This is a genomic window from Bosea sp. (in: a-proteobacteria) (assembly GCA_023910605.1).
Lineage (GTDB): Bacteria > Pseudomonadota > Alphaproteobacteria > Rhizobiales > Beijerinckiaceae > Allobosea.
Map to the genome: position 1 here is coordinate 1,505,060 of JAAVVV010000001.1, position 23,123 is coordinate 1,528,182.

General features: G+C 68.4%; 23 protein-coding genes and 1 riboswitch. Of the genes, 17 read left to right on the top strand and 6 right to left on the bottom strand.

What is annotated here, in order from left to right:
- The first annotated feature begins 170 nt into the window (after nucleotides 1–170).
- From HEQ16_07325 to HEQ16_07355, 7 genes are all read left to right on the top strand, one after another.
- A complete protein-coding gene (locus tag HEQ16_07325) occupies nucleotides 171–665 on the top strand; it encodes a methyltransferase domain-containing protein (GenBank protein MCO4053850.1) in 495 nt (164 codons plus the stop codon).
- Nucleotides 666–853: 188 nt separating this feature from the next.
- Nucleotides 854–1,414: an NAD(P)H-dependent oxidoreductase gene (locus HEQ16_07330; protein ID MCO4053851.1), complete on the top strand. Its 561-nt coding sequence runs from the start codon at nucleotides 854–856 to the stop codon at nucleotides 1,412–1,414.
- Nucleotides 1,415–1,519: 105 nt separating this feature from the next.
- On the top strand, nucleotides 1,520–2,224 hold the full coding sequence (gene pyrF, locus HEQ16_07335) for an orotidine-5'-phosphate decarboxylase (GenBank protein ID MCO4053852.1): 705 nt from the start codon (nucleotides 1,520–1,522) through the stop codon (nucleotides 2,222–2,224).
- Between the two features lie 33 nt (nucleotides 2,225–2,257).
- Nucleotides 2,258–2,545 (top strand): DUF1330 domain-containing protein, encoded by a 288-nt coding sequence (locus HEQ16_07340; GenBank protein ID MCO4053853.1) that lies wholly within the window; start codon nucleotides 2,258–2,260, stop codon nucleotides 2,543–2,545.
- A gap of 11 nt (nucleotides 2,546–2,556) precedes the next feature.
- A complete protein-coding gene (locus tag HEQ16_07345; protein ID MCO4053854.1) occupies nucleotides 2,557–2,868 on the top strand; it encodes a DUF1330 domain-containing protein in 312 nt (103 codons plus the stop codon).
- Nucleotides 2,869–3,047: 179 nt separating this feature from the next.
- The gene (locus HEQ16_07350; GenBank protein MCO4053855.1) at nucleotides 3,048–3,251 is read left to right on the top strand and encodes a hypothetical protein; all 204 of its coding nucleotides are present in this window, start codon (nucleotides 3,048–3,050) and stop codon (nucleotides 3,249–3,251) included.
- Between the two features lie 30 nt (nucleotides 3,252–3,281).
- Nucleotides 3,282–4,208 carry a metallophosphoesterase gene (locus tag HEQ16_07355; GenBank protein ID MCO4053856.1) on the top strand — a complete coding sequence of 309 codons (927 nt, stop codon included), beginning with the start codon at nucleotides 3,282–3,284 and terminating at the stop codon, nucleotides 4,206–4,208.
- Nucleotides 4,209–4,232: 24 nt separating this feature from the next.
- Here HEQ16_07355 and HEQ16_07360 read toward each other — a convergent pair whose 3' ends face one another.
- Nucleotides 4,233–4,838 (bottom strand): L,D-transpeptidase, encoded by a 606-nt coding sequence (locus HEQ16_07360; GenBank protein MCO4053857.1) that lies wholly within the window; start codon nucleotides 4,836–4,838, stop codon nucleotides 4,233–4,235.
- A 118-nt stretch (nucleotides 4,839–4,956) separates the two neighbouring features.
- On the opposite strand from HEQ16_07360, the gene HEQ16_07365 reads away from it, so the two are divergent.
- From HEQ16_07365 to HEQ16_07380, 4 genes are all read left to right on the top strand, one after another.
- The gene (locus tag HEQ16_07365) at nucleotides 4,957–5,886 is read left to right on the top strand and encodes a histone deacetylase family protein (protein ID MCO4053858.1); all 930 of its coding nucleotides are present in this window, start codon (nucleotides 4,957–4,959) and stop codon (nucleotides 5,884–5,886) included.
- A 189-nt stretch (nucleotides 5,887–6,075) separates the two neighbouring features.
- A complete protein-coding gene (locus HEQ16_07370; protein ID MCO4053859.1) occupies nucleotides 6,076–6,342 on the top strand; it encodes a general stress protein in 267 nt (88 codons plus the stop codon).
- 188 nt (nucleotides 6,343–6,530) lie between these two features.
- Nucleotides 6,531–8,450 (top strand): 1-deoxy-D-xylulose-5-phosphate synthase, encoded by a 1,920-nt coding sequence (gene dxs / locus HEQ16_07375; protein MCO4053860.1) that lies wholly within the window; start codon nucleotides 6,531–6,533, stop codon nucleotides 8,448–8,450.
- Nucleotides 8,451–8,458: 8 nt separating this feature from the next.
- Nucleotides 8,459–9,187 carry a TlyA family RNA methyltransferase gene (locus HEQ16_07380; protein ID MCO4053861.1) on the top strand — a complete coding sequence of 243 codons (729 nt, stop codon included), beginning with the start codon at nucleotides 8,459–8,461 and terminating at the stop codon, nucleotides 9,185–9,187.
- Between the two features lie 7 nt (nucleotides 9,188–9,194).
- Here the strand turns inward: HEQ16_07380 and HEQ16_07385 are convergent, their stop codons facing one another.
- The 3 genes from HEQ16_07385 to HEQ16_07395 are packed head-to-tail and all read right to left on the bottom strand — an operon-like array spanning nucleotide 9,195 to nucleotide 12,069.
- Nucleotides 9,195–10,121: a sugar kinase gene (locus tag HEQ16_07385; protein ID MCO4053862.1), complete on the bottom strand. Its 927-nt coding sequence runs from the start codon at nucleotides 10,119–10,121 to the stop codon at nucleotides 9,195–9,197.
- Nucleotides 10,118–10,519 carry a hypothetical protein gene (locus HEQ16_07390; protein MCO4053863.1) on the bottom strand — a complete coding sequence of 134 codons (402 nt, stop codon included), beginning with the start codon at nucleotides 10,517–10,519 and terminating at the stop codon, nucleotides 10,118–10,120. Before HEQ16_07390 ends, HEQ16_07385 begins: the two co-directional genes overlap by 4 nt.
- On the bottom strand, nucleotides 10,507–12,069 hold the full coding sequence (locus tag HEQ16_07395) for a YdiU family protein (GenBank protein MCO4053864.1): 1,563 nt from the start codon (nucleotides 12,067–12,069) through the stop codon (nucleotides 10,507–10,509). Before HEQ16_07395 ends, HEQ16_07390 begins: the two co-directional genes overlap by 13 nt.
- Nucleotides 12,070–12,212: 143 nt before the next feature.
- A riboswitch (cobalamin riboswitch) is annotated at nucleotides 12,213–12,430 on the top strand.
- 32 nt (nucleotides 12,431–12,462) lie between these two features.
- Here HEQ16_07395 and HEQ16_07400 point away from each other — a divergent pair.
- Complete coding sequence (locus HEQ16_07400; protein ID MCO4053865.1) at nucleotides 12,463–14,460, top strand: TonB-dependent receptor; 1,998 nt, start codon at nucleotides 12,463–12,465, stop codon at nucleotides 14,458–14,460.
- Nucleotides 14,461–14,462: 2 nt separating this feature from the next.
- Here HEQ16_07400 and HEQ16_07405 read toward each other — a convergent pair whose 3' ends face one another.
- Entirely contained in the window at nucleotides 14,463–15,050 is a 588-nt protein-coding gene (locus HEQ16_07405; GenBank protein MCO4053866.1) for a HutD family protein, read from the bottom strand.
- 137 nt (nucleotides 15,051–15,187) lie between these two features.
- Here HEQ16_07405 and HEQ16_07410 point away from each other — a divergent pair, with 137 nt between their 5' ends.
- Complete coding sequence (locus tag HEQ16_07410) at nucleotides 15,188–16,423, top strand: cytochrome P450 (protein MCO4053867.1); 1,236 nt, start codon at nucleotides 15,188–15,190, stop codon at nucleotides 16,421–16,423.
- A gap of 68 nt (nucleotides 16,424–16,491) precedes the next feature.
- Entirely contained in the window at nucleotides 16,492–17,160 is a 669-nt protein-coding gene (locus HEQ16_07415) for a nitroreductase family protein (protein MCO4053868.1), read from the top strand.
- 6 nt (nucleotides 17,161–17,166) lie between these two features.
- On the opposite strand, the gene HEQ16_07420 is transcribed toward HEQ16_07415, so the two are convergent.
- Entirely contained in the window at nucleotides 17,167–18,525 is a 1,359-nt protein-coding gene (locus HEQ16_07420; protein ID MCO4053869.1) for a formimidoylglutamate deiminase, read from the bottom strand.
- A gap of 116 nt (nucleotides 18,526–18,641) precedes the next feature.
- Here HEQ16_07420 and HEQ16_07425 point away from each other — a divergent pair, with 116 nt between their 5' ends.
- From HEQ16_07425 to HEQ16_07435, 3 genes are read left to right on the top strand one after another with little or no spacing between them, the layout of a single operon-like run.
- Nucleotides 18,642–19,874 carry an imidazolonepropionase gene (locus HEQ16_07425; GenBank protein MCO4053870.1) on the top strand — a complete coding sequence of 411 codons (1,233 nt, stop codon included), beginning with the start codon at nucleotides 18,642–18,644 and terminating at the stop codon, nucleotides 19,872–19,874.
- On the top strand, nucleotides 19,871–21,406 hold the full coding sequence (gene hutH / locus HEQ16_07430; protein MCO4053871.1) for a histidine ammonia-lyase: 1,536 nt from the start codon (nucleotides 19,871–19,873) through the stop codon (nucleotides 21,404–21,406). The genes HEQ16_07425 and hutH overlap by 4 nt, the downstream gene beginning before the upstream one ends.
- Nucleotides 21,407–21,440: 34 nt before the next feature.
- On the top strand, nucleotides 21,441–23,099 hold the full coding sequence (locus HEQ16_07435; GenBank protein MCO4053872.1) for a urocanate hydratase: 1,659 nt from the start codon (nucleotides 21,441–21,443) through the stop codon (nucleotides 23,097–23,099).
- Nucleotides 23,100–23,123 lie beyond the last annotated feature (24 nt).

A 23,123-nucleotide genomic window follows, 5' to 3' on the forward strand; every position in this document is an offset into this window, starting at 1 on the left:
AGAGCGAGTATGCCTAGCCTTTGATCGATCATCTTTTGCGGCTGTTTTTCGTGTTCGAACCCACGCGCCATAACGTCGATCGTCGCCCGCCCCGCAAGAAGCGTGTGGCCGATGACGAGACGAGGTTTCTCAAATCCTGGCTTGAAAGGCCCCTGCTCACCGGCGCGGTGATGCCGTCGGGCAAGTTCCTCGCCAAGGCGATGGCCAGGGAGGTTGATCCGCGCGAGCCCGGCCCCATCGTCGAGATCGGCCCCGGCACGGGCCCCGTCACCGAAGCGCTGATCGCCCGCGGCGTCGCACAGGAGCGCCTTGTCCTGGTGGAGTTCAACCCCGATTTCGTCGAACTCCTGAAGAAGCGCTTTCCGCTCGCCACCGTGATCCAGGGCGATGCCTACAAGCTTGCGGATCTGCTGCACGACAAGCTGTCCGCGCCGGCTGCGGCTGTCGTGTCCAGCCTGCCGCTCTTCACCAAGCCGCCCGAGCAGCGCCGCAGCTTCCTCCATCAGGCCTTCACCGTGATGGCGCGGCGCGCGCCCTTCATCCAGTTCACCTATGCGGTTGTCCCGCCCATCCCCGAGCGCGGTCCCGGCTACTCCTCTCGCGCCTCGAACTGGATACTGCTCAACATCCCGCCGGCGCGGGTCTGGGTCTATCGCAAGAGCTGATCCGCTCCTGCCGCATACGATCTTGCGGCGGTGCAAGCAACGCTTCGCACTGGCCGGTCTTTATGGCGGCCCGCAGTTCTCTATGTTGAAAAAGACGTTCCGGCTGACCTCCGCAGGGCCCGCCGCCATCTGGCCTCGGCGCTCCCGTCCGGGCCGCCGCTTTCCTCCTCTGACCGGATCTGTTCCTCATGACCAAGATTCTCGTCTTCTCGGGCTCCTCCCGTCCCGGCTCTCTCAACCACAAGCTGGCGGAGCTGGCCGCGCGCAGCATCAATGCCTCCGGCGGCGCCGCGACGCTGATCTCGCTCGCCGATTTCCCGCTGCCCATGGTCACCGCCGCCGGCTTCGGCAATGCGCCCGAACCCGCCCACAAGCTGCGTGACCTGATCGATGGCCATGCCGGCCTCTTCATCACCTCGCCCGAGTACAATGCGGGCTACGCCGCCGAGCTCAAGAACGCGCTGGACTGGGCCACGGTGGCCAGGCCGGGCGCCCCGGGCACCGGCCTCGCCGGCAAGGTGGTGGGTCTGGGCGCAGCCTCTCCGGGCGGCCTTGGCGGCTATCGCGGCCTGACTCAGCTGCGCACCGTGCTGGAGCTGGGCATGGGCGCGCTGGTCATTCCCGAGATGGCCTCCGTCGGCAATGCCGGCGAAGCCTTCGACGCTGCGGGCAATCTCAAGGATGAGCGCACCGCCGCCTTCTTCCAGGCCACCATCGCCCGCCTCGTGAAGGAGGCGGCCAGGGCCTGAGCCTTCGCTCCGTAACTGCGGCCCTGCCGCGCCGGATTGTTTCGACGACCGGTCCCGAATCGTGCTCCACGCATCGGGGTTCTTGATGAGCCGGGAGAGCCCGCCATGGCCGTGGTGAAAGATCTGCGCGACCGGATGATCGTCGCGCTCGACGTGCCGACGCTTCGCGAGGCCCATGACATCGTCGACAGGCTGGGCGATGTGGCGAGCTTCTACAAGATCGGCTATCGCCTCGCCTTCGCCGGCGGCTTCGGCCTGGCCGAAGAACTGGTGCGCGAGGGCAAGAAGGTCTTCCTCGACCTCAAGCTCCACGACATCGGCAACACGGTGCGGGAAGGGGTGGAATCGCTGTCGCGGCTCAACCTCAGCTTCCTCACAGTCCATGCCTATCCGCAGACCATGCGCGGCGCGGTTGAAGGGCGTCAGGACAAGGCGCTGCGCCTGCTCGCAGTCACGGCGCTCACCTCCTATGATGATGGCGACCTGCACGATGCGGGCTATCGCATGGCGGTGCGCGATCTGGTGCGCGTGCGCGCGCAGCAGGCCGCGATCACGGGAATCGACGGCATCGTCTGCTCCGCCGCCGAGGCGCAGATCGTGCGCGAGGCCATCAGGCCGCAGATGGTCATTGTCACGCCCGGCATCCGGCCTGCGGGCGCCGATAGTGGCGACCAGAAGCGCACGCTGACCCCAACCGAGGCCCTGCGCGCTGGCGTCGATCACATGGTGATCGGCCGGCCCATCATCCGCGCTGCAGATCCGCGCGCCGCCGCCAGCGCCATCATGGACGAGATCGCCGCCGTCTCGTAAGACTGTCCCCACCACGATCCACCGGAGCTTCCCATGCCCAAGGGCTATGTCATCGCGCGCGCCATCGTCACCAACGCCAGCCAGTGGGCGCTGTATTCCGCAGAGGCGGGCAAGGTCATCCAGCAATATGGCGGCAGGCCGCTCGTGCGCGGCGGGCAGATGACCATCGCCGAAGGCGAGGGCCGCGCCCGCAATGTCGTGCTGGAGTTCGAGAGCCTGGAAGCTGCCAGGGCCTATGCGTTCTCGCCTGAATATGCCGCCGCCCGCAAGCTGCGCGAGGGCGCGGGCCATATCGACATCGTCTGCGTCGAAGGCGCCTGAGGGAGGCTCCCATGGCCAAGGGTTACTGGATCGCCCGCCTCGATGTGCATGATCAGGACGCCTATGCGCGCTACCGCTCGCTGAATGCAGCGGCCTTCGCCAGATTTGGCGGCCGCTTCCTCGTGCGTGGCGGGCCCTATCTCCTCGCCAGGGGCGAGGGCCGCCAGCATAATGTGGTGATCGAGTTTCCCAGCGGGGGGGCGGCGCGGGCCTGCTATGAATCGCCCGAATATCAGGAGGCGCTGCGCCACCTGCTCAAGGCCTGCGCCACCGACATGCTGGTCATCGATGGTTATGACGGTCCGCAGCCTGGCGACGCCTGAAGCGCAAATGCCCCAGCGTTAACCGGGCCTTCAGGACATCGGTCCATGGTGCCCGGAACGTTGCCTCAAAGCAGCTTCTGCCACGATTCAGCCATTTTCATGCCGCGCCGTTGGCCGCTTCTGCCGTTAGGGAATCGCCCGCGTCAATCCGGCGCGTGACCAGAGGATGTCAGACTTCCATGTCCAGCGCCGTTCAACGCCGCGACGCGCGCAAGAGCGCGAACTTCCACGATGTGACCGCCCGCGATCTTTATGCGCGCCAGTTCAGGTCCATCGGCATCGCAGCCGTCCTGGCCGGCGCCAACCAGCACAAATCGGTGCGCGCCACGCCGGCAGCCCGCGATATTCCTGCCATTCTCCGCTTCGGACCCGAAGCGGAATGATGTCCTGACAGCACACTGGATTCGAGACCCATGACTGTCACCCGGCGCTCGATCCTCAAGATCGGCGCCGGCCTTTTTTTGACCGGTGCAAGTGGCGCCGCCTATGCGCGCTACATGGAGCCGGGCGGCGCCTTCGCCATCACCCGTCATCGCCTGACGCCGCCGGGCTGGACGCCCGGCCTGCGGCTGCGGCTCGTCGCGCTCACCGACCTGCATAGTGGCGGCGTGCACATGCCGCTGGCCCGTATTGCAGAGATTGTCGACACCACGCACGCGCTGGAGCCCGATGCGGTTGTGCTGCTGGGCGATTACATCACGCGCCTTCAGCGCAACGTCCATGGCGTCTCCATGGCGCAATGGAGCCAGGAGCTGGCGCGGCTGCGCGCACCGCTCGGCGTGCATGCCGTGCTGGGCAATCACGAATTCTGGGACGATCCGCAGGTGCAGCGGCGCGGCCATGGCGAGCCCGAAGCCCAGCGCGCCTTGCACGATGTCGGCCTTTCCGTGATGCAGAACACGGCCCGGCGCCTCGTCAAGGATGGGCATGCGTTCTGGATCGCAGGGCTGGGCGACCAACTCGCCTTCCGCCTCGGCCATGACCGCTCAACCGGCCGCTTCATGTATCGCGGCCTCGATGACCTTCCGGCCACGCTGGGGCGGGCGGCCGATGGCGCGCCAGTCATCCTGCTGGCCCATGAGCCCGATGTCTTCGCCCGAATGCCGGAGTTGCCGGAGGCGCTGCGGCCGGCGCTCACCCTGTCGGGCCATACCCATGGCGGACAGGTGCGCCTGCTCGGCTGGTCGCCGCACGTGCCTTCGGCGTATGGCGGCCGCTTTGCATACGGGCATATCCGCGAAGAGGGCCGCGATCTCGTGGTCTCGGCGGGCCTTGGCACCAGCGGCATCCCGATCCGCTTCGGCGCGCCGCCCGAGATTGTCGTGCTCGAACTGGGGTGAGGCTTCCCCGGCCGGGCCAGCGCCCTAGAGCACGATCACCCTGGCCCCGATGCTGACCCGGTTGAACAGGTCGATGGCATCGACGTTGCGCATCCTGATGCAGCCCGAGGAGGAGGCACGGCCGATGGATTCAGGCTCGTTCGTCCCATGGATGCGATACAGCGTGTCGCGGCCGTCCTGGTAGAGGTAGAGCGCCCGCGCGCCGAGCGGATTCTCCGGCCCTCCCGCCATTCCGCCGGCGCGATGGCGCAGATGCGGCCAGCGCAGCAGCATTTCGGTCGGAGGCGTCCAGCTCGGCCATTCCGCCTTGCGCGCGATGTCGGTCTTGCCCTTCCAGCCGAAAGCCTCGTCGCCGACGCCCACGCCGTAGCGGATGGCCTTGCCTCCCGGCAACACGAAGTAGAGCAGGCGGTCCGCCGTGTAGACAACGACGGTGCCCGGCTTCTCGCTGGTCTGGTAGTCAACCTCGTAGCGCTCGAACTGCGGGTCGAGGGGCGCTGTCGGCACCAGCGACATGTACTGCGTGTCACGCGCGCTGAAAGAAGGATCCGGCACGCCACGAAAACTGCACGCGCCGAGCGCAAGGGCGATGAGGGCGAGCGAAGCGGGCTTGCGAATCTGGTATGACATCCCTGAAAAATGCATGATTTAGGGTTAACCAAGTCTTTTGACTGCGGCCACGAATCATCTGGTCAACAAGCCATTTCGAGATGAAGCGTGGCCATTGTGCAACGCGGGAGACGCTGTTGTGACGACGCTGCTGTTGAGCCATGCCGCCTGCCTTGCCCACGAGACGCCGTTGGGCCATCCCGAACGGGCGGACCGGATGCGCGCCATCGCGCTCGCGCTGTCGGCCGAGGCCTTCCAGCCCCTGCTGCGCGAGGATGCGCCCATGGCCGGGCATGAGCCCATCCTGCGCTGCCACTCCGAGCGGCATCTTGCCGCGATGCTCGCCGCAGCCCCTGGGGAAGGCCACGCTGCCATCGATGCCGACACGGTGATGTCGCCCGGCACCATCGAGGCGGCTCTTCGCGCCGCCGGCGGCGCGGTCGCGGCCGTCGATGCGGTGATGCAGGGCCGCGCCGCCAACGCCTTCGTCGCCACGCGCCCGCCGGGACATCATGCCGAGCATGCCAGGGCGATGGGCTTCTGCTTTTTCAACAACGCCGCCATTGCGGCGCGTCATGCCCGCATTGTCCATGGCGCGGAGCGGGTCGCGGTGTTCGATTGGGATGTGCATCACGGCAATGGCACGCAGGACATCCTGTGGGCCGATCCCTCCACGCTCTACATATCCTCGCACGAGATGCCGCTCTATCCCGGCACGGGCGCACCATCCGAAGCCGGCGAGCATGGCACCATCCTCAATGTGGCGCTGGCGGCCGGCGATGGCGGCGAGGCCTTCCGCGCCGTGCTCGACAGCGTGATCCTGCCGCGGCTGAACGCTTTCCAGCCCGATCTCATCATCATTTCCGCCGGCTTCGACGCCCACTGGCGTGATCCTCTGGCCAGCCTCAACCTGACGGAAGGCGATTTCGCCCAGGCCACGCGCGATGTCATGGATATTGCGGACCGGCGCTGCGGTGGCCGCGTCGTCTCGCTGCTCGAGGGCGGCTATGACCTGCAAGGGCTTTCCGCCTCGGTCGCGGTCCATGTGGCCGAACTGATGCGCGCCTGACGCACCAGCGCCACGGGCGGCCTCAGCTTGGCATGACCGGATCATGGCGCCCTTCGCCGTGATCTGCCGCGCCGGGAATGCGCGCCATCAAGCTCATGACAAAAAATGGTAAACAGGAACCGGGGCCGCCTTGACGCGTTTTTTTCTCCACGATGGCTTTGCTGTCGACGAGCAGGACAGGAGAAAGAAATGCCGAACTCCACCAAGGGTACGAGCAATCGGGGTTTCGCCTCGATGGACCAGGCAAAGCAGCGCGACATCGCTTCCAAGGGCGGCCAGAGCGTGCCTGCCGAAAAGCGGTCCTTCTCCAAGGACCCTGCGCTGGCGGCTGAAGCAGGCCGCAAGGGCGGCGAACGCGTGCCGGACGAGAAGCGGTCCTTCTCGAAGGATCCCGAACTGGCGGCCGAGGCCGGCCGCAAGGGCGGCGAATCTTCCCAGGGTGGCCGCGGGCGCTGAGCGCCTGCAACCAACCGCTCCGATTGCCGTTGAGAGGATGCGAACGCCCCGGGGCAGCCGCCACGGGGCCTTCGCCTGTACGTGGGGCCGCCAGCCCGTGGGAGTGTGCCGTTGAGCCTGCGCCGCTTTAGTCCGTTCCCTTCGTTTCCGATCTCGACTATAGGCCAGGTCGACACAGGAACCGAAACTTGACCGCGCGCATCACGACGCCCTTGCTGGACCGTATCCGAACCCCCGCCGATCTGCGCGCCCTCACGGATGCCGAACTGCCGCAACTGGCTCATGAGCTGCGCCGCGAGACCATCGATGCCGTCTCGGTCACGGGCGGCCATCTCGGCGCCGGCCTCGGCGTGATCGAGCTCACGGTGGCGCTGCATCATGTCTTCGATACGCCCCGCGACCGCCTGATCTGGGATGTCGGCCACCAGGCGTATCCCCACAAGATCCTGACGGGCCGTCGCGATCGCATCCGGACGCTGCGTCAGGGCGGCGGGCTCTCCGGCTTCACCAGGCGGTCGGAAAGCGAATACGATCCTTTCGGCGCGGCCCATTCCTCCACATCGATCTCGGCCGGCCTCGGCATGGCCGTGGCGCGGGATCTCGCCGGCGGCGCCAACAACGTCATCGCGGTGATCGGCGACGGCGCGATGTCCGCCGGCATGGCCTATGAGGCGATGAACAATGCCGGCGCGATGCACTCGCGCCTGATCGTCATCCTGAACGACAATGACATGTCGATCGCCCCGCCAGTGGGCGCAATGAGCGCCTATCTGGCGCGCCTCGCCTCGGGCCGCACCTACCGCAAGCTGCGCGAGACCGCCAAGCAACTGGCGTGCAAGCTGCCGAAGTTCTTCTACGACAAGGCCCGCAAGACCGAGGAATGGTCGCGCAACTTCTTCACGGCGGGCACCTTGTTCGAGGAGCTCGGCTTTTACTATGTCGGCCCCATCGATGGCCACAATTTCGACCATCTGCTGCCGGTGCTGCGCAATGTGCGCGATGCCGGGACCGGGCCGATCCTGGTCCATGTCGTGACGCAAAAGGGCAAGGGCTATGCCCCCGCCGAGGCTGCCTCCGACAAGTATCATGGCGTGGTGCGCTTCGATCCCGTCACGGGCGAGCAGGCAAAGGCGTCGCCCAACGCGCCGAGCTACACCAATGTCTTCGCCCAGTCGCTGATCGCGGAGGCGCGCGCCGACGACAAGGTGGTGGCCATCACCGCCGCCATGCCTGCCGGCACGGGGCTCGACCGCTTCGCGCGCGCGTTTCCGGCGCGGACCTTTGATGTCGGCATCGCCGAGCAGCACGCCGTCACCTTCGCCGCCGGCCTCGCCGCCGAGGGCTTCAAGCCTTTCGTCGCGATCTATTCGACCTTCCTCCAGCGCGCCTATGATCAGGTCGTGCATGATGTCGCGCTCCAGCATCTGCCGGTGCGCTTCGCGCTCGATCGGGCGGGGCTGGTGGGCGCTGACGGCGCGACCCATGCCGGCGCCTTCGATGTCGCCTATCTGGGCTGCCTGCCGGGCATGGTGGTGATGGCCGCCGCCGACGAGGCCGAGCTGTCGCACATGGTGGCCACGGCCGCGGCCTATGAGGACGGTCCCATCGCGTTCCGCTTCCCCCGGGGCGAGGGCGTCGGCGTCGAGGTGCCGGAGCGTGGCACGCCGCTTCTCATTGGCAAGGGCAGGGTGGTGCGCGAGGGCAGCCGTGTCGCGCTGCTCTCCTTCGGCACGCGCCTGGCCGAATGTCTTGCGGCTGCTGATCTTCTGGCCCAGCGCGGCGTGTCCTGCACCGTGGCCGACGCCCGTTTCGCCAGACCGCTCGATTCCGACCTGGTGCTGCGGCTTGCCCGCCATCACGAGGCGCTGCTCACCGTCGAGGAAGGCTCGATCGGCGGCTTCGGCGCGCAGGTGCTCCATGCCCTGGCGAAGGGCGGCGCGCTGGACCGTGGCCTGATCGTGCGGACGATGACGCTGCCCGACATCTATCAGGATCACGACAAGCCCGAGCGCATGTATGCCGCGGCCGGGCTGGACGCCGGCGGGATCGTGCGTGAGGTCGAGGCGGCGCTTGCGGGCGCTGTCGCGGCCCGTCCCCGCCGCGCCTGAGCGCGAACATGGCCGCCAGCCGCGCCGATGTGCTTCTGGTGGCGCGGGGCTTCTTCGAGAGCCGCGCCCGGGCCCGCGCCGCCATCGAGGCCGGCCTTGTCAGCGCCAATGGCACGCCCGTGCTCAAGCCCTCGGCGCTGATCGAACCTGATGCGCTCATGACAGCCGAGGCGGCGCATCCTTATGTCTCGCGCGGCGGGATCAAGCTCGCCGCCGCGCTCGATCACTTCGCCATCGATCCGGCAGGTCTGGTCGCGCTCGATGTCGGCTCGTCCACCGGCGGCTTCACCGATGTGCTGCTCAGGCGCGGGGCAAGCCATGTCGTCGCCATCGATTCAGGCCGTGACCAGCTTCATCCCTCGCTGCGGGCGGATTCGCGCATCAGCCTCTTCGAGGGTGTGGATGTGCGGGCTTTTGGCCCCGCCGCCATGCCATTCCCTGCCGCGCTGGCGGTGGCGGATGTCAGCTTCATATCCTTCATGCTGGTGCTGCCGGCGCTGTCCGCGCTGCTTGCGCCGCGCGCCCGCCTGGTGGCCCTCGTCAAGCCGCAATTCGAGGTTGGCCAGGCTCGCATCGGCAAGAACGGCGTGGTGAAGGATGCCACCGCCCGGCTGGCGGCTGTCGCTCGGGTCGCTGAGGCGGCGCGGGCTGAAGGCTGGACCGTGACAGGCGTGATCGAAAGCCCCATCACGGGCGGTGAAGGCAACCTCGAATATCTGCTCGCCGCCGTGCGCTGAGGCGTGGTCAGATCGCGGCGAGCGCCCTGGCCGTCGCATCCTCCGGCACGATGGCGCCGCGATGCTGGATCACCGCGCCCGCCATGGCGTGTCCGGTCAACGCGGCGCGCTCCACCGAAGCGCCGGCAAGACGGGCCGCCAGATAGCCGCCATTGAAGCTGTCGCCGGCCGCGGTGGTGTCGACAGGCGTGACGGGCGCAGGTATGGGCACGAGCCTCACTTCGCCGCCTGACGCCACCATGACGCCGCCGGGGCCGAGCTTGATGCCGATCTCGCCGATGCCATGGGCCTTCAGCCGCGCCAGCGCGTCCTCGGGCGCCGCGTCGCCCCAGAGCATCTGCTCGTCGTCGAAAGTCGGCAGCGCGATGTCGCAGTGCGGCAGGAAGCGGGCGAAGGTGGCCCGTGCCCGCGACAGATCATGGCCCCAGCCGCGTGGCCGGAAATTGCCGTCGAAGGCGATCCGCGCCCCCGCCTTGCGCGCGCCCACAAGGGCCGCCTCGAAGCCGTCGAGCCCCGCAGCGCTGTAGAGCGAAAGCGTGATGCCGGAAAAATAGACGATCCGCGCATGCAGCATCCCGGCGATGATGCGGGCGGCTTCCGGCAGTTCGAACAACTCGCGAGCTGGAGAGCAGTCGCGCCAGTAATGGAAGGTGCGCTCCCCGGCGCCATCCGTCTCGATGATGTAAAGACCCGGATTGCGCCCCTTGAGCCTGGGGATGCTCGCGCCATCCACGCCCTCGGACGCTATCAGGGCGGCGATGCCATCGCTGTAGGGATCGTCGCCCAGCGCGGTGGCATAGCCAGGCTTCGCGCCTGCCCGCGCCATGTAGGCTGCCGTGTTGAACGTGTCCCCGCCATAGCCGAGCCGGTAGCCCGCGCCGTCGCGGCAGAGTTCCACCATGCATTCGCCGATGCAGATGGCGTCAAGGCTCATCGCGGCGCCCGGCGCGGCGCGCCCACATCGACGCTGGCGCGGACCCGCCCCCCGCTGATGTGCTGCACAGCAAGGCCCTGCACGGGGCGTGTCGCGGTGGCCTTGCGGCCATGGACGCGGCCCCCGGGACCCTCGGCGCGGGGCTGTCCGGTGAGCGCGCGCTGGCCACGGCGGGGCCCGAAGGATGCCAGGCACAGATTGTAGGCGTGAGTGTCTTTGATGGCTTCGCAATCGGCCAGCGTGCGCGACCGGGCTTCCCCGCCGCCCAGCGCAACACTTGCTCCCAGCGCAAGCGCTGCAAGCCGAAGGCCCGTCCAGCCGGGCCGAAAGCGTTGAATCGCGATCATGCCCCGGTATAGGCCGAGTGCCCGTTTGCTGTCACGCTTCAGGACGAGCATGACACCTCAAGATCGCGCATCTCCCCGGCCGGAGGCGCGGCGAAACGCTGGTCGGCCTCGCCATGCTCCGCGAAGGGGCGCGTCACGAGGCGGAAGATGCGGTCGAGCGTGGCCACGTCGCCATCATCCTCCACGGCGCGGATGGCGGTCTCCGCCACCCAGTTACGCAGCACGAAGCGCGGGTTGAGCTGATCCATCGCCTGCCGCGTCGCCGCGAAATCGGCCCCGTTCTCGCCGAGCTGCGCATGCCAGCGGTCGAGCCAGGCGAAGGCCTCGGGCCGGGTCGCCTCATCGAACAGCGCCGTCCATGCCATCCGGCCGGGATTGTCGTCTGTGCGCGAGAGCAGGCGGAAGCTCAGCGTGTAATCCGCGCCCGAGCGCTTCATCAGGCCAAGCAGATCCGTCGCCAGCGTCGATCCGGCGTCGCCATCATGTCCTGCGAGGCCGATCTTTCCGCGCATCAACGCATCGTAGCGCGCCATGAAGCGTGGCGCATACTGGCCAAGACTCGCCTTGATGGCCTCCCACCCGACCTTCTTTTGCAGGGTCACCGCAAGCGCCTGCAGATTCCACAGCCCGATGCCGGGCTGCTGGTCATAGGCGTAGCGGCCACCATGATCCGAATGGTTGCAGATGAAGCCGGGATCGAAGGCGTCGAGGAAGCCGAACGGGCCATAATCGATCGTATCGCCCAGGATCGACATGTTGTCGGTGTTCATCACCCCATGGCAGAAGCCGAGCGCCTGCCAATGCGCCATCAGATGCGCGGTGCGCGTCACCACAAGGTCGAACCATGGCGCAACGCTCTCTTGCGCGTTGGCGAGATCGGGATGGTAGGTCCCGATCACGAAGTCGATCAGCCTGGCCAGATCATCGCCGCGGCCATTGTGGAAGAAATGCTCGAAATGCCCGAAGCGGATGTTGCTGCGCATCAGCCGCGTCACCACGGCCCCCGGCTCCATGTCCTCGCGCATCACCCGGGCGCGGGTCGCCACCAGCGCCAGCGCCCGCGTGGTGGGCACGCCCAGCGCGGCCATGGCTTCGCTGCACAGATACTCGCGGATCGATGAGCGCAGCACGGCTCGGCCATCGCCGAAACGCGAATAGGGCGTGCGCCCGGCGCCCTTGAGCTGGATGTCCCACAGCGCGCGCTCGGCGTTGCGCACCTGGCCGATGGTCAGCGCCCGGCCATCGCCGAGCTGCCCGGCCCACTGGCCGAACTGGTGCCCCGAATAGACCATGGCCAGCGGCTCGAAGCCGGCCAGCGGCTCAAGCCCGCTGAAGATCGCGGCGAAGGAGGGGTGGGCGAAGGCGGCGCTATCGAGGCCTATGAGGCTGGCCGCCGAGGCGCTGGCATGGATCGCCACCGGCTGAGAGGTCACCTTCTCGGGCCTCATCGTCGTGTAGAAGGCGGGACCGAGCCGCTGATAGGCGGCCTCCATCGCCAGATGGAAGGGGCCATGCGCGGGGCTGGCGTCCGGCGCGGGGCTTGCGTCCGGCGCGGGGCTTGCGTCAGGGCGGGGCGTATGGGTCCGAAGGGCGCTGTCCATCCGCCAGATGTGGCGTCATGCGGCCCGGATGCAAGCGCCAGGCGGGCGTTTCCGGCCGAAGCGTGCTGATCGCAGCCATCCTGCTGTCCCCATAAGCAATGATGCGGATGGTCCCGGTCGATTGCCAAGCCGCATGCCATGTGTTTGTTGAAGCGGCTTTCGGTGCCTCCCTTGAAGGGGAGGTGAAACGGGAATGCGGTGCGGCCTCACAAGGGCCCAAGCCGCAGCTGCCCCCGCAACTGTAAGCGGCGAGCGTCGCCTCAATCGCACCACTGGCCTCACGTGCAATGCGTGGCTGGGAAGGCGAGGACGATGCAGTGACCCGCGAGCCAGGAGACCGGCCGGAAGCTTGTGCAACACGTTCCCGGCGGTGGGCCGGGGCTCGGAGACTGTATGACGGCTTCCCTCCTGAAGGCTGCGCTGTGCGCGGCAACCCTGACCTGCATCCTCAATCCCGATAGAGCCTTCGCCCAGTCCGGAAGGCCGCCCGACACGCCGCTCGACGTGGTGGTGACGGCGGCGCGGCAGCCGCAGGCTATCCAGCGCGCCGGCTCCGCCATCGAGGTGATCCGGGCCGACGAGATCGACAGATCATCCCTTTCCACCGTGTCGGACCTGCTGAGGGCCCAGCCTGGCCTCGCCCTCGTCGAGAATGGCGGGCCGGGCAAGCTCACCAACATCCAGCTGCGCGGGGCCGAAAGCCGCCACACGCTGGTCCTGGTGGATGGCTTCCGCATCAACGACACATCCAGCACCGGCGGGGAGTTCGACTTCTCGAACCTCGCGCTGGCCGATGTCGAGCGCATCGAGATCCTGCGCGGCCCGCAATCGGCGCTTTATGGCTCCGATGCCATCGGCGGCGTGATCAACATCATCACGCGCAAGGGGCGCGGCGCGCCCCGCGCCAGCCTCACCATGGAAGCGGGCAGCTATGGCACCTTCGGCGCCCGCGCCAGCGTCTCGGGCGGCACGCGCGACCTGTCCTATGCCTTCGGGCTGCTCGGCGTCCGCTCGCAGGGCTTCTCCGCCTATGGCTACCGCATACCGGGGCTGGCTTCTTTCGGCCCCTTCGACAAGGACGGCTTCGAGAGGCTGGCCGGCAATGCGCGCCTGTCCTGGCGCGTCGCTGACGGCGTCGAGATCGAGGCCGGCTTTTATGGCGGCCGCAACCGGTCCGGCTATGACGCGGCCTTCGCCGGCTTTGGCTATCTCCCCGACACGCCATCGACGGCAAAGGCGGACATCGCCAGCGGCTTCCTGCGCGGCGTGGTCGATCCGGCCGGCTCCATCTGGCGCCATCAGCTCACCGTCTTCGGCAGCCAGACGCGGCGCGTGCTCGATGATGTGCAGCTCTATGATTTCGGCTTCGGACTGACGCGCGAGAAGAATCGCTATGCCTATCTCGGCGAGCGCGTCGGCGCCGAATACCAGGGCCTGCTGCGCCTCGGCGCGCTGGGCTCGCTGACCTTTGGCGGCGGTCTCGAGCGCGAGAGCCTTCGCTCGGTCACCACGGCCGATCCGGCTTCGGCATTCGTGGTCAACGAACGCGCCTCCTTCCAGCGTGCGGCCTACAACGCCTTCGCGCTGCATCAGATCGCGCTGGGCGACAGGCTGGATCTGTCTTTCGGCGTGCGACTCGATCAGGTCGAGGGCGTGAAGACTTTCGTGACCGGGCGCGCCACGGCGGCTTACCGCATTCCGGAAAGCGGCACGCGGCTGCGCGCCTCGGTGGGCACCGGCGCCAAGGCGCCCTCGCTCTACCAGAACTTTTCCATCTTCGGCCCGACCCGCAATGGCGATCCGGCGCTGAAGCCCGAGGAATCCGTCGGCGTCGACATCGGCATCGACCAGCAGTTCCTGGATGGTCGCCTCAACCTCTCGGCCACGCTGTTCCACAACCGGCTGCGCAACCTGATCGACTTCGACTTCGCGCGCGGCGTGCCGGGGCTGTTCGGGCCGCAGGGACAGTACATCAATGTGGCCCGCGCCCGCACCCAGGGGCTCGAACTGTCCGCCAATGCCGTGCTGATCGAAAACTACTTGAGCGCGCGCGCCAGCTACACCCGGCTCGACGCCATCGACGAGCGCACCGGGCTCAGGCTCGCCCGGCGGCCAGCCCATCAGGCGCGCCTGAGCCTCGCCTTCACACCGCTGCCGAAGCTCAGCATCGAGCCGACGCTGGTGGTGGTCGGGGAACGCTACTCCGCGCCGCGCCAGGGCAGCCGGCTTTCGCCCTATGCCAGGCTCGACATGCGCGTGAGCTATCAGCTCAACGACAATCTGGGCTTCTATGTCCGCGCCGAGAACCTGACCGATGTGCGCTATCAGGAGGTGGCCAATTACGGCGTCACCGGGCGCGCCATCTATGCGGGGCTCAACGCCACCTGGTGAGCCTATGCGGCGGCCAGCCTGCTGATGCTGGCCACCAGAACGCGGCCCTCCCGGCAGGTGGCGCTGGCGCCGGCGGGCGCATCGATGCGGATGGCCGCATCGGGCGCCAGCCTGTGGTCAGCGCCTTCCAGCGTGACGATTGCCGGGCCTGACGCCGCAAGGATCAGAATCGTCTCGGCATCGAGGCTGGCCGTTTCGCCGGCCTCGACCACGATGAGGTCGATCAAGGCGCGCCTGCGGTCTGCGATCAGGTTCACGACCTCGACCGGGCCGCTCTCCAGCCGTGACTGAATGGGCGCTTCGCCAGGGTAGCGGGCGGGCTTGAAGGGCTGGCGCAGATCGACCTCGCCCTGCGCCGTGTCGAGCACGAGGCCCGATCCGCTGACGACCACCTGCAGCCGGTCGTAGCCCGCGAAATCCGAGAAGGCCGCCGGGGAGGGGATCGCGGTGCGTCCAAGCCGCCAGATCACGCCGGTCCAGCCCTCGGCGCCCGCCTGCAGGCGTTCCTCGGCGATGTCGATGGTGACGCCGCCTCCATTCTTCCACGGGCTGCGACGGTAGGAGGCCGGGTCGGGAAAGGTCACGTGCATGCCCCCAGCATGAACCGCGCATGGCCTGATGTCACGCGGCGCCGTGGGGTGTCGCAGCATTGCCGCGCCTGCGCGCCGCCTCTTGCCGGCCATGGAGCAATGCGGAAAGACTGGGCTCCGTTCACGGATCTCCCGCCATGCTCCCGCCCTCGCTCCGCATCGACGCCGCGCGCGTCAGCCTCGATCCGCGCGATGATGTCTTCGTGCAGGAACCCTATCGCGCCTACGACGCCATCCGGCAGGCGAGCCCTGCCTTCTGGTGGGAGCAGTATGGCCACTGGTGCTTCGCGCGGCATGATCATGTCACCGCGCTCCTCAAGGACCGGCGTTTCGGTCGCCAGATCCTCCATGTCACGAGCCGCGAGGCGCTGGGCTGGCCAGAGCCGGCGCCGCATCTGGCGCCTTTCCTCGCCGTTGAGCGCCACTCCCTGCTGGAGCTGGAGCCGCCCGACCACACCCGGCTGCGCGGCCTCGTCAACCGCGCCTTCGTCTCCCGGCACGTGCAGCGGCTGCGTCCGCGCATCGCCGCGCTCGCCCATGAGCTGATCGACGGCTTTGCGGGCGAGGGCGCGGCCGATCTGCTCGAACGCTTCGCCACGCCGATTCCCGTCATCATCATTGCAGAACTTCTGGGCGTCTCGCCCGCCCGTGCGCCCGATCTGCTGCGCTGGTCCCACGCCATGGTGGCGATGTATCAATTCCGTCGCAGCCGTGCGATCGAGGACGAGGCCGTGCTGGCGACGCAGGCCTTCGTGGCCTTCCTGCGCGATCAGGTGGCCGAGCGGCGCCTCAGCCAGACCGATGATCTCATCAGCACGCTGATTGCGGCGCGGGAGGCGGATGACCGGCTCTCCGGGGATGAGCTCATCTCCACCGCGATCCTCATCCTCAACGCCGGGCACGAGGCCACGGTCCACGCCATCGGCAACGGCGTCCGGGCCCTGCTGGAACACGGCATTGATGTGCGTGGCGCCATGGCGGGAGACGATGGCGGCGCCGGCCTTGTCGAGGAGGTGCTGCGCTTCGATGCGCCGCTGCACATGTTCACCCGCTATGCGCTGGAGGATTGCGAGGCCTTCGGTGTCACGCTCCGGCAGGGTGAGCAGATCGGCCTGCTGCTCGGCGCTGCGAACCGCGACCCGGCCCGCTTCGACGCCCCCCACCGTTTCGACCCGATGCGGCCTGCAAATGCGCATGCCAGCTTCGGCTCGGGCATCCATTTCTGCATCGGCGCGCCGCTCGCGCGGCTTGAACTCGAGGTGGCGCTGCCGATCCTGTTCTCGCGCCTGCCTGGGCTCGTGCTCGATGGGCCTCCGCGCTACCGCGACAGCTACCACTTCCACGGGCTGGAGCGGCTCGACGCGCGCTGGTGACCGCGCCGCCGCCGCGTTGTAGCCTCGGCCTCCCAACCGCGCGCAAGCCTCGCAGACCCGATCACGCCATGTCCCAGCCCCACGCCACCATTCCGCTCGATTTCCAGCTGCTGCCCGAGCCGGAGATGCTCGCGCGGGCGCAGGCCTTCCGCGCTGTCATGCAGCGCCGGCGGACCGTCCGCGACTTCTCGGACAGGCCGGTGCCGCGCGCCGTGATCGAGGAGGCGCTGCTCACGGCCGGCACCGCGCCGTCAGGGGCCAACCAGCAGCCCTGGAGCTTCGCATGCGTCGAAAGCCGCGCGCTGAAGGCCCGCATCCGCGAGGGCGCCGAGGAGGAGGAACGGGCCTTCTATGCCGGGCGGGCGGGCGAGGAATGGCTGGGCGCGCTCGCCCATCTCGGCACCGATGACCGCAAGCCCTTCCTCGAGACAGCGCCCTGGCTCATCGTGATCTTCGCCCAGCGCTGGGGGGTCGATGCGGAAGGGCGCAAGGTCAAGCATTACTACGTGCCCGAATCGGTCGGCATCGCCACGGGCCTGCTCATCGTCTCGCTGCATCAGGCCGGCCTCGCCACGCTGACGCACACGCCCGCGCCGATGAACTTCCTCAACGAGATCTGCGGGCGCCCCGACAACGAGAAGGCGCTCATCCTGCTGGTCGTGGGTTATCCGGCCGAGGGCGCCCATGTGCCTGCCATCGGCCGCAAGCGGCTGGACGAGATCGCCAGCTTCCTGTGAGGCGCATCAGGCCAGGACGCGGCGCATGACCGAGACATAGCGCTGGCGGATGGACTGGGCATGGACATGCCGCCCGCCTTCGACCATCAGCCGGCCGCCCACGCGCACCTCCGCCACGGGCCATTCCGGCGCGGCGAAGATGGCGCTGTCCAGCAGCGCGTGGCCTTCGCGCCCCACCATGGAGGGATGGTCGATGTCGAGCGTCACCAGGTCGCCCCGCAGCCCCGGCGCGATGGCGCCGAGCGCCCGTCCGCTGGCCTGCGCGCCGCCAGCCAGAGCCGCCCGGCACAGGGACGCTCCCACCGAGCCGAGCGGCGGCGCAAGCCGCGCCCTCCGGCGATCGCGCAGGCGCTGCGAGTATTCGAGCTGCCTGAGTTCGGCCGCCGCGCCGATCTGGATGTTGGAATCGCTGCCGACGCCATAGCGCCCGCCGGCTTCGGCGAAGGCGACGCCGTCAAAGATGCCGTCGCCAAGGCTCGCCTCGGTGATGGGGCACAGCCCCGCCACCGCGCCGGAGCGGGCGATGGCGTCGCGTTCGGCAGGGTTCAGGTGGGTGGCGTGGATCAGGCACCAGCGCGCGCCGGGCTCGGCATGGTCGAAGAGCCATTCCACCGGCCGCTGTCCCGACCAGGCGAGGCAGTCGGCCACCTCCTTCTCCTGTTCGGCGATGTGAATGTGGACCGGCCCGCCATTGGCCAGCGCCAGCGCCATTGACAGGTCTTCGCCCCCCACCGCGCGCAGCGAGTGCGGCGCGACTCCGAGCGCGGCATCCTCCACCCCGGCCACCATCTCGCGGGACGCCTCGACCAGTGCGGCGAAGCGGTCGGGCGTGCACAGGAAGCGCCGCTGCCCATGGCTGGCCTCGACCTGTCCGAAGCCGCCGAACCGGTAGAGCACCGGCAGCAGGGTGAGGCCGATGCCCGTCTCGCTGGCAGCCTGCGCGATCGCGCCGGCCATGGCGCCAAGTTCGCCATAGGGCCGGCCGTCCACATCATGATGCAGGTAGTGGAACTCGCACACGGCGGTGAAGCCGGTCTCCAGCATCTCCACATAGGCCTGCGCCGCGATGGCGGCGACATCGTTCGGGTTCAGCCGGTCGAGGAATCGGTACATCACCTCCCGCCAGGTCCAGAACGAATCATCCGACGCCCCGCGCATTTCGCCCAGCCCCGCCATGCCGCGCTGGAAAGCGTGGCTGTGGAGGTTCGGCAGGCCGGGCAGGGTGAGGCCCTTTATCCGGCTCCAGGCCCGCTTGCGCGCCACGCCCGGCGTCACGCTGGCGATCCGGCCGCCTTCGATGGCGACGGCCACGTCGCTGGCGATGTCGTCGCCGATCAGGGCTTTCTCCAGGTGCAGCGTCGGCATGATGACATTCCGTGAAGAGGGGGGGGGCGACCCTTTGGCGGGGCCTTCGCGGCAGACATGTGGCGATGGCGGCCGGCGGCCCTTGCACGCCTTACTCGATAGCATAATGTTGGCGCATGGCGAGCCAAGGGAAGACATCCGCAGAATCCGGCAGGGTTTGGCGCAACGCCCGGCTTGCGACCATGGACCCGGCCTTGCCCGGCCTCGGCATCGTCGAACGCGGCGCTGTCGCGGCGGATGCCTCGGGCCGAATCGTCTTTGCCGGTGCTGACGGCGATCTGCCTGCGTGCTCAGGCGCCGAGATCATCGATTGCGAGCGCCGCTGGATCACGCCGGGGCTGATCGATTGCCACACGCACCTCGTCTTCGGCGGCGATCGCGCCCACGAGTTCGAGATGCGTCTCGAAGGCGCGAGCTATGAACAGATCGCGCGCGCCGGCGGCGGCATCATCTCGACGGTGAAGGCGACCCGCGCCGCGAGCGACGATGCGCTTGTGGCCTCGGCCAGCCGCAGGCTCGCCGCGCTGATGGCTGAAGGCGTCACCACCATCGAGATCAAGTCGGGCTACGGGCTCGACATCAGGACCGAGCTTCGCCAGCTGCGCGCCGCGCGCCGGCTCGGCGCCGCCCACCCCGTCACCGTGCGCACCACCTTCCTCGGCGCCCATGCCGTGCCGCCGGAGTTCGCGGGGCGTGCCGATGCCTATGTCGATCTGGTCGCCGGGCCGATGCTGGACGCGGTGGCTGGGGAGGGGGTGGCCGACGCGGTGGACGCCTTCTGCGAGGGCATCGGGTTCTCGCCAGAGCAGACGGCCCGCATCTTCGCGGCGGCGCGTCGCCATGGCCTGCCGGTCAAGCTCCACGCCGAGCAGCTCTCCAATCTCCACGGCGCGGCCCTGGCCGCAAGCTTCGGCGCTCTGTCGGCCGATCATCTCGAGCATCTCGACGCTGATGGCGCCGCCGCGCTGGCCAGGTCCGGCACCGTGGCCGTGCTTTTGCCCGGTGCGTTCTACTTCATCCGGGAGACCAGGCTGCCGCCCATCGCGGCCCTGCGCAGCGCGGGCGCGACGATGGCCCTCGCCACCGATTGCAATCCGGGCTCATCGCCCATGACCTCGCTGCTGCTGGCGCTCAACATGGGCTGCACGCTGTTCCGGCTGACGCCGGATGAGGCCTTGCTCGGCGTCACGCGCAACGCCGCCCATGCGCTTGGGCTGCTGGGCGAGGTGGGCACGCTGGAGGCGGGCAAGTGGTGCGATCTCGCCATCTGGGATATCGAGCGCCCGGCCGAACTGGCCTATCGCATCGGCTTCAACCCGCTTCACGCGCGCATCCGGAGGGGTCGTTGACCAGCCTGACGCTCAATCCCGGCAAAAGCCGCCTCGGCCTCTGGCGCGCCGTCCATGGCGGCGCTGCGCTCGATCTGCACGACGGGTGCTGGCCGCTGATCCGGCAGGGCCATGAGCTGCTGCTGCGGGCCGCGCGGGGCAATGATGCCGTCTATGGCGTCAACACCGGCTTCGGCAAGCTCGCCTCGGTGCGCATTCCCGTGGACAGGCTCAGTCAGCTTCAGGTCAACATCGTGCGCTCCCACTGCGCCGGCGTGGGCGACCCCCTCCCTGAGGCGGTTGTGCGCCTCGTGATCGGCCTCAAGCTCGCCAGCCTGGCGCAGGGGGCATCCGGCGTGCATCCGGCCACCATCGGGTTGCTGGCTGCGATGCTGCGGCGCGGCGTGCTGCCTGTCATTCCCTCGCAGGGTTCGGTCGGCGCTTCGGGCGATCTTGCCCCGCTCGCGCATCTCGCCGCCGTGCTCATCGGCGAGGGCGAGGCCGTGATCGACGGCGAGATCATGACCGGGGCTGCCGCGCTCGGGAGGGCGGGGCTTCATCCTGTCGAGCTTGGCCCCAAGGAGGGGCTGGCCCTGCTCAACGGCACCCAGGTCTCCACCGCGCTGGCGCTGCACGGACTGTTCGCGCTCGAGCGCTGCTTCGGCGCGGCGCTGGTCACCGGCGCGCTCTCCACCGATGCGATCATGGGCTCGGACACGCCCTTCCATCCCGGCATCCACGCGCTGCGCCAGCATCGCGGCCAGATCGCTGTCGCCGGTGCGCTGCGCGCCCTGATGGCGGACAGCGTCATCCGCCGCTCGCATCTTGCCGATGATCCGCGCGTGCAGGACCCGTATTCGATCCGCTGCCAGCCCCAGGTCATGGGCGCAGCGCTGCAGGTCATCACCGATGCCGCCAACATGCTGGCGGACGAGGCCAATGCCGTCACCGACAACCCGCTTGTGCTGATCGAGACAGGCGAGATCGTCTCGGGCGGCAACTTCCACGCCGAGCCCGTCGCCTTCGCCGCGGACATGCTGGCGCTGGCCGCCACGGAGGTTGGCAACATCGCCCAGCGCCGCTGCGCCATGCTGGTTGACCCGGCACTCTCGGGGCTGCCGGCCTTCCTTGTCCAGGAGCCGGGCCTCAATTCGGGCTTCATGATCGCGGAGGTCGCCTCCGCCGCGCTCGCATCCGAAAACCGCCAGAGGGCCGCGCCCGCCGTCATCGACACGATTCCGACCTCCGCCAACCAGGAGGATCACGTCTCGATGGCCACTCATGGCGCGCGGCGGCTTGGACCGATGTGCGACAACCTCTCCCGCATCATCGGCATCGAGGCCATGATGGCGGCGCAAGGCGTGGAGATGCGCGCGCCGCTTCAGACATCGCCGCGCCTGCGCCAGGCGCTGGCCACCATCCGCCGCGTCTCGCCCTTCCTCGACAGCGACCGCGCCATCTCGAAGGAGATGGAAGCCTGCGCCGCGCTGGTCAGGGTCGGGGCGCTCGGCGCGCCCCACGCCGACGTGCTCGACGCGCTGAGCGTTGAATGAACGACGACACGCGACCGCCACAGGGAAGCCTTCCATGATCCGCCTCGACAATTCCCGCGTCATCCGCGCCCCGCGCGGCCTGACCCTCAATGCCAAGAGCTGGGCCACCGAGGCTCCCTTGCGCATGTTGATGAACAACCTCGACCCGGACGTGGCCGAGAAGCCAGAGGAGCTTGTGGTCTATGGCGGCATAGGCCGGGCCGCTCGCGATTGGGAGAGCTTTGACCGCATCGTGGCGGCGCTGAAGAACCTCGAAAGCGACGAGACGCTGCTGGTGCAGTCGGGCAAGCCGGTCGGCGTCTTCCGCACCCATGCCGATGCCCCCCGCGTGCTGATCGCCAACTCCAACCTCGTGCCTGCCTACGCCAACTGGGAGCATTTCCACCACCTCGATAAGCTCGGGCTGATGATGTATGGCCAGATGACGGCCGGGTCCTGGATCTACATCGGCACGCAAGGCATCGTGCAGGGCACCTACGAGACCTTCGCAGAAGTCGGCCGGCAGCATTTCGGCGGCTCGCTCAAGGGCAGATGGATACTCACCGGAGGCCTCGGCGGCATGGGCGGCGCGCAGCCCCTGGCCGCCACCATGGCCGGCGCCTCGATGATCGCGGTGGAGTGCAAGCCCTCATCGATCGAGTTCCGGCTGCGCACCCGCTATCTCGACATGAAGGCGGGGAACATCGACGAGGCGCTCGAGATCGTCGAGCGCCACCACGCGCAGGGCAAGGCCGTGTCCATCGGAGTGCTCGGCAACGCGGCCGAGATCTTTCCCGAGCTTGTCAGGCGCGGCATCCGTCCCGATGTCGTGACCGACCAGACCTCCGCCCATGATCCGCTCAACGGCTACCTGCCCACCGGCTGGACACTGGAGCAATGGGAGGAGCGCAAGCTCAGCGACCCGGCCGGCACGACGCTCGCCGCCAAGCAGTCCATGGCCATCCATGTCCGCGCCATGCTGGATTTCCACCGCATGGGCGTGCCCACGCTCGATTACGGCAACAACATCCGGCAGATGGCCAAGGACATGGGCGTGGCCGACGCCTTCGACTTTCCGGGCTTCGTGCCGGCCTACATCCGCCCGCTCTTCTGCCGCGGCATCGGGCCCTTCCGCTGGGCGGCGCTCTCGGGCGATCCGGAGGACATCGCCCGCACCGACGCCAAGGTGAAGGAGCTGATGCCGAACGACGCCCACCTGCACAACTGGCTGGACATGGCGAAGGAGCGCATCGCCTTCCAGGGCCTGCCGGCGCGCATCTGCTGGGTCGGCCTTGGCGACCGGCACCGCCTCGGCCTCGCCTTCAACGAGATGGTGGCCTGCGGCGAGATCGGCCCGGTGGTGATCGGCCGCGACCATCTCGATTCAGGCTCCGTCGCCTCGCCCAACCGCGAGACCGAAGCCATGAAGGACGGCTCCGACGCTGTGTCGGACTGGCCCTTGCTCAATGCGCTGCTGAACACGGCGTCCGGCGCGACCTGGGTCTCGCTGCACCATGGCGGCGGCGTCGGCATGGGCTATTCGCAGCATTCGGGCGTGGTCATCCTCGCGGATGGAACGCCGGAGGCCGCGCGCCGGCTCGAACGGGTTCTCTGGAACGACCCCGCCACCGGCGTCATGCGCCACGCCGATGCCGGCTACGAGATCGCGCGCGATTGCGCCCGCGAGAAGGGGCTGAACCTGCCGAGCCTGTGAGTCGCGGCGCTCGTCGCCGCGGCT

What these genes read in the sequence shown, in the direction of transcription:
- HEQ16_07325 (MCO4053850.1), top strand. Translation starts at nt 171, where the DNA reads ATGCCGTCGGGCAAGTTCCTCGCCAAGGCGATGGCCAGGGAGGTTGAT.
- HEQ16_07330 (MCO4053851.1), top strand. Translation starts at nt 854, where the DNA reads ATGACCAAGATTCTCGTCTTCTCGGGCTCCTCCCGTCCCGGCTCTCTC.
- pyrF (MCO4053852.1), top strand. Translation starts at nt 1,520, where the DNA reads ATGGCCGTGGTGAAAGATCTGCGCGACCGGATGATCGTCGCGCTCGAC.
- HEQ16_07340 (MCO4053853.1), top strand. Translation starts at nt 2,258, where the DNA reads ATGCCCAAGGGCTATGTCATCGCGCGCGCCATCGTCACCAACGCCAGC.
- HEQ16_07345 (MCO4053854.1), top strand. Translation starts at nt 2,557, where the DNA reads ATGGCCAAGGGTTACTGGATCGCCCGCCTCGATGTGCATGATCAGGAC.
- HEQ16_07350 (MCO4053855.1), top strand. Translation starts at nt 3,048, where the DNA reads ATGTCCAGCGCCGTTCAACGCCGCGACGCGCGCAAGAGCGCGAACTTC.
- HEQ16_07355 (MCO4053856.1), top strand. Translation starts at nt 3,282, where the DNA reads ATGACTGTCACCCGGCGCTCGATCCTCAAGATCGGCGCCGGCCTTTTT.
- HEQ16_07360 (MCO4053857.1), bottom strand. Translation starts at nt 4,838, where the DNA reads ATGTCATACCAGATTCGCAAGCCCGCTTCGCTCGCCCTCATCGCCCTT.
- HEQ16_07370 (MCO4053859.1), top strand. Translation starts at nt 6,076, where the DNA reads ATGCCGAACTCCACCAAGGGTACGAGCAATCGGGGTTTCGCCTCGATG.
- HEQ16_07380 (MCO4053861.1), top strand. Translation starts at nt 8,459, where the DNA reads ATGGCCGCCAGCCGCGCCGATGTGCTTCTGGTGGCGCGGGGCTTCTTC.
- HEQ16_07385 (MCO4053862.1), bottom strand. Translation starts at nt 10,121, where the DNA reads ATGAGCCTTGACGCCATCTGCATCGGCGAATGCATGGTGGAACTCTGC.
- HEQ16_07390 (MCO4053863.1), bottom strand. Translation starts at nt 10,519, where the DNA reads ATGCTCGTCCTGAAGCGTGACAGCAAACGGGCACTCGGCCTATACCGG.
- HEQ16_07395 (MCO4053864.1), bottom strand. Translation starts at nt 12,069, where the DNA reads ATGGACAGCGCCCTTCGGACCCATACGCCCCGCCCTGACGCAAGCCCC.
- HEQ16_07400 (MCO4053865.1), top strand. Translation starts at nt 12,463, where the DNA reads ATGACGGCTTCCCTCCTGAAGGCTGCGCTGTGCGCGGCAACCCTGACC.
- HEQ16_07405 (MCO4053866.1), bottom strand. Translation starts at nt 15,050, where the DNA reads ATGCACGTGACCTTTCCCGACCCGGCCTCCTACCGTCGCAGCCCGTGG.
- HEQ16_07410 (MCO4053867.1), top strand. Translation starts at nt 15,188, where the DNA reads ATGCTCCCGCCCTCGCTCCGCATCGACGCCGCGCGCGTCAGCCTCGAT.
- HEQ16_07415 (MCO4053868.1), top strand. Translation starts at nt 16,492, where the DNA reads ATGTCCCAGCCCCACGCCACCATTCCGCTCGATTTCCAGCTGCTGCCC.
- HEQ16_07420 (MCO4053869.1), bottom strand. Translation starts at nt 18,525, where the DNA reads ATGCCGACGCTGCACCTGGAGAAAGCCCTGATCGGCGACGACATCGCC.
- HEQ16_07425 (MCO4053870.1), top strand. Translation starts at nt 18,642, where the DNA reads ATGGCGAGCCAAGGGAAGACATCCGCAGAATCCGGCAGGGTTTGGCGC.
- HEQ16_07435 (MCO4053872.1), top strand. Translation starts at nt 21,441, where the DNA reads ATGATCCGCCTCGACAATTCCCGCGTCATCCGCGCCCCGCGCGGCCTG.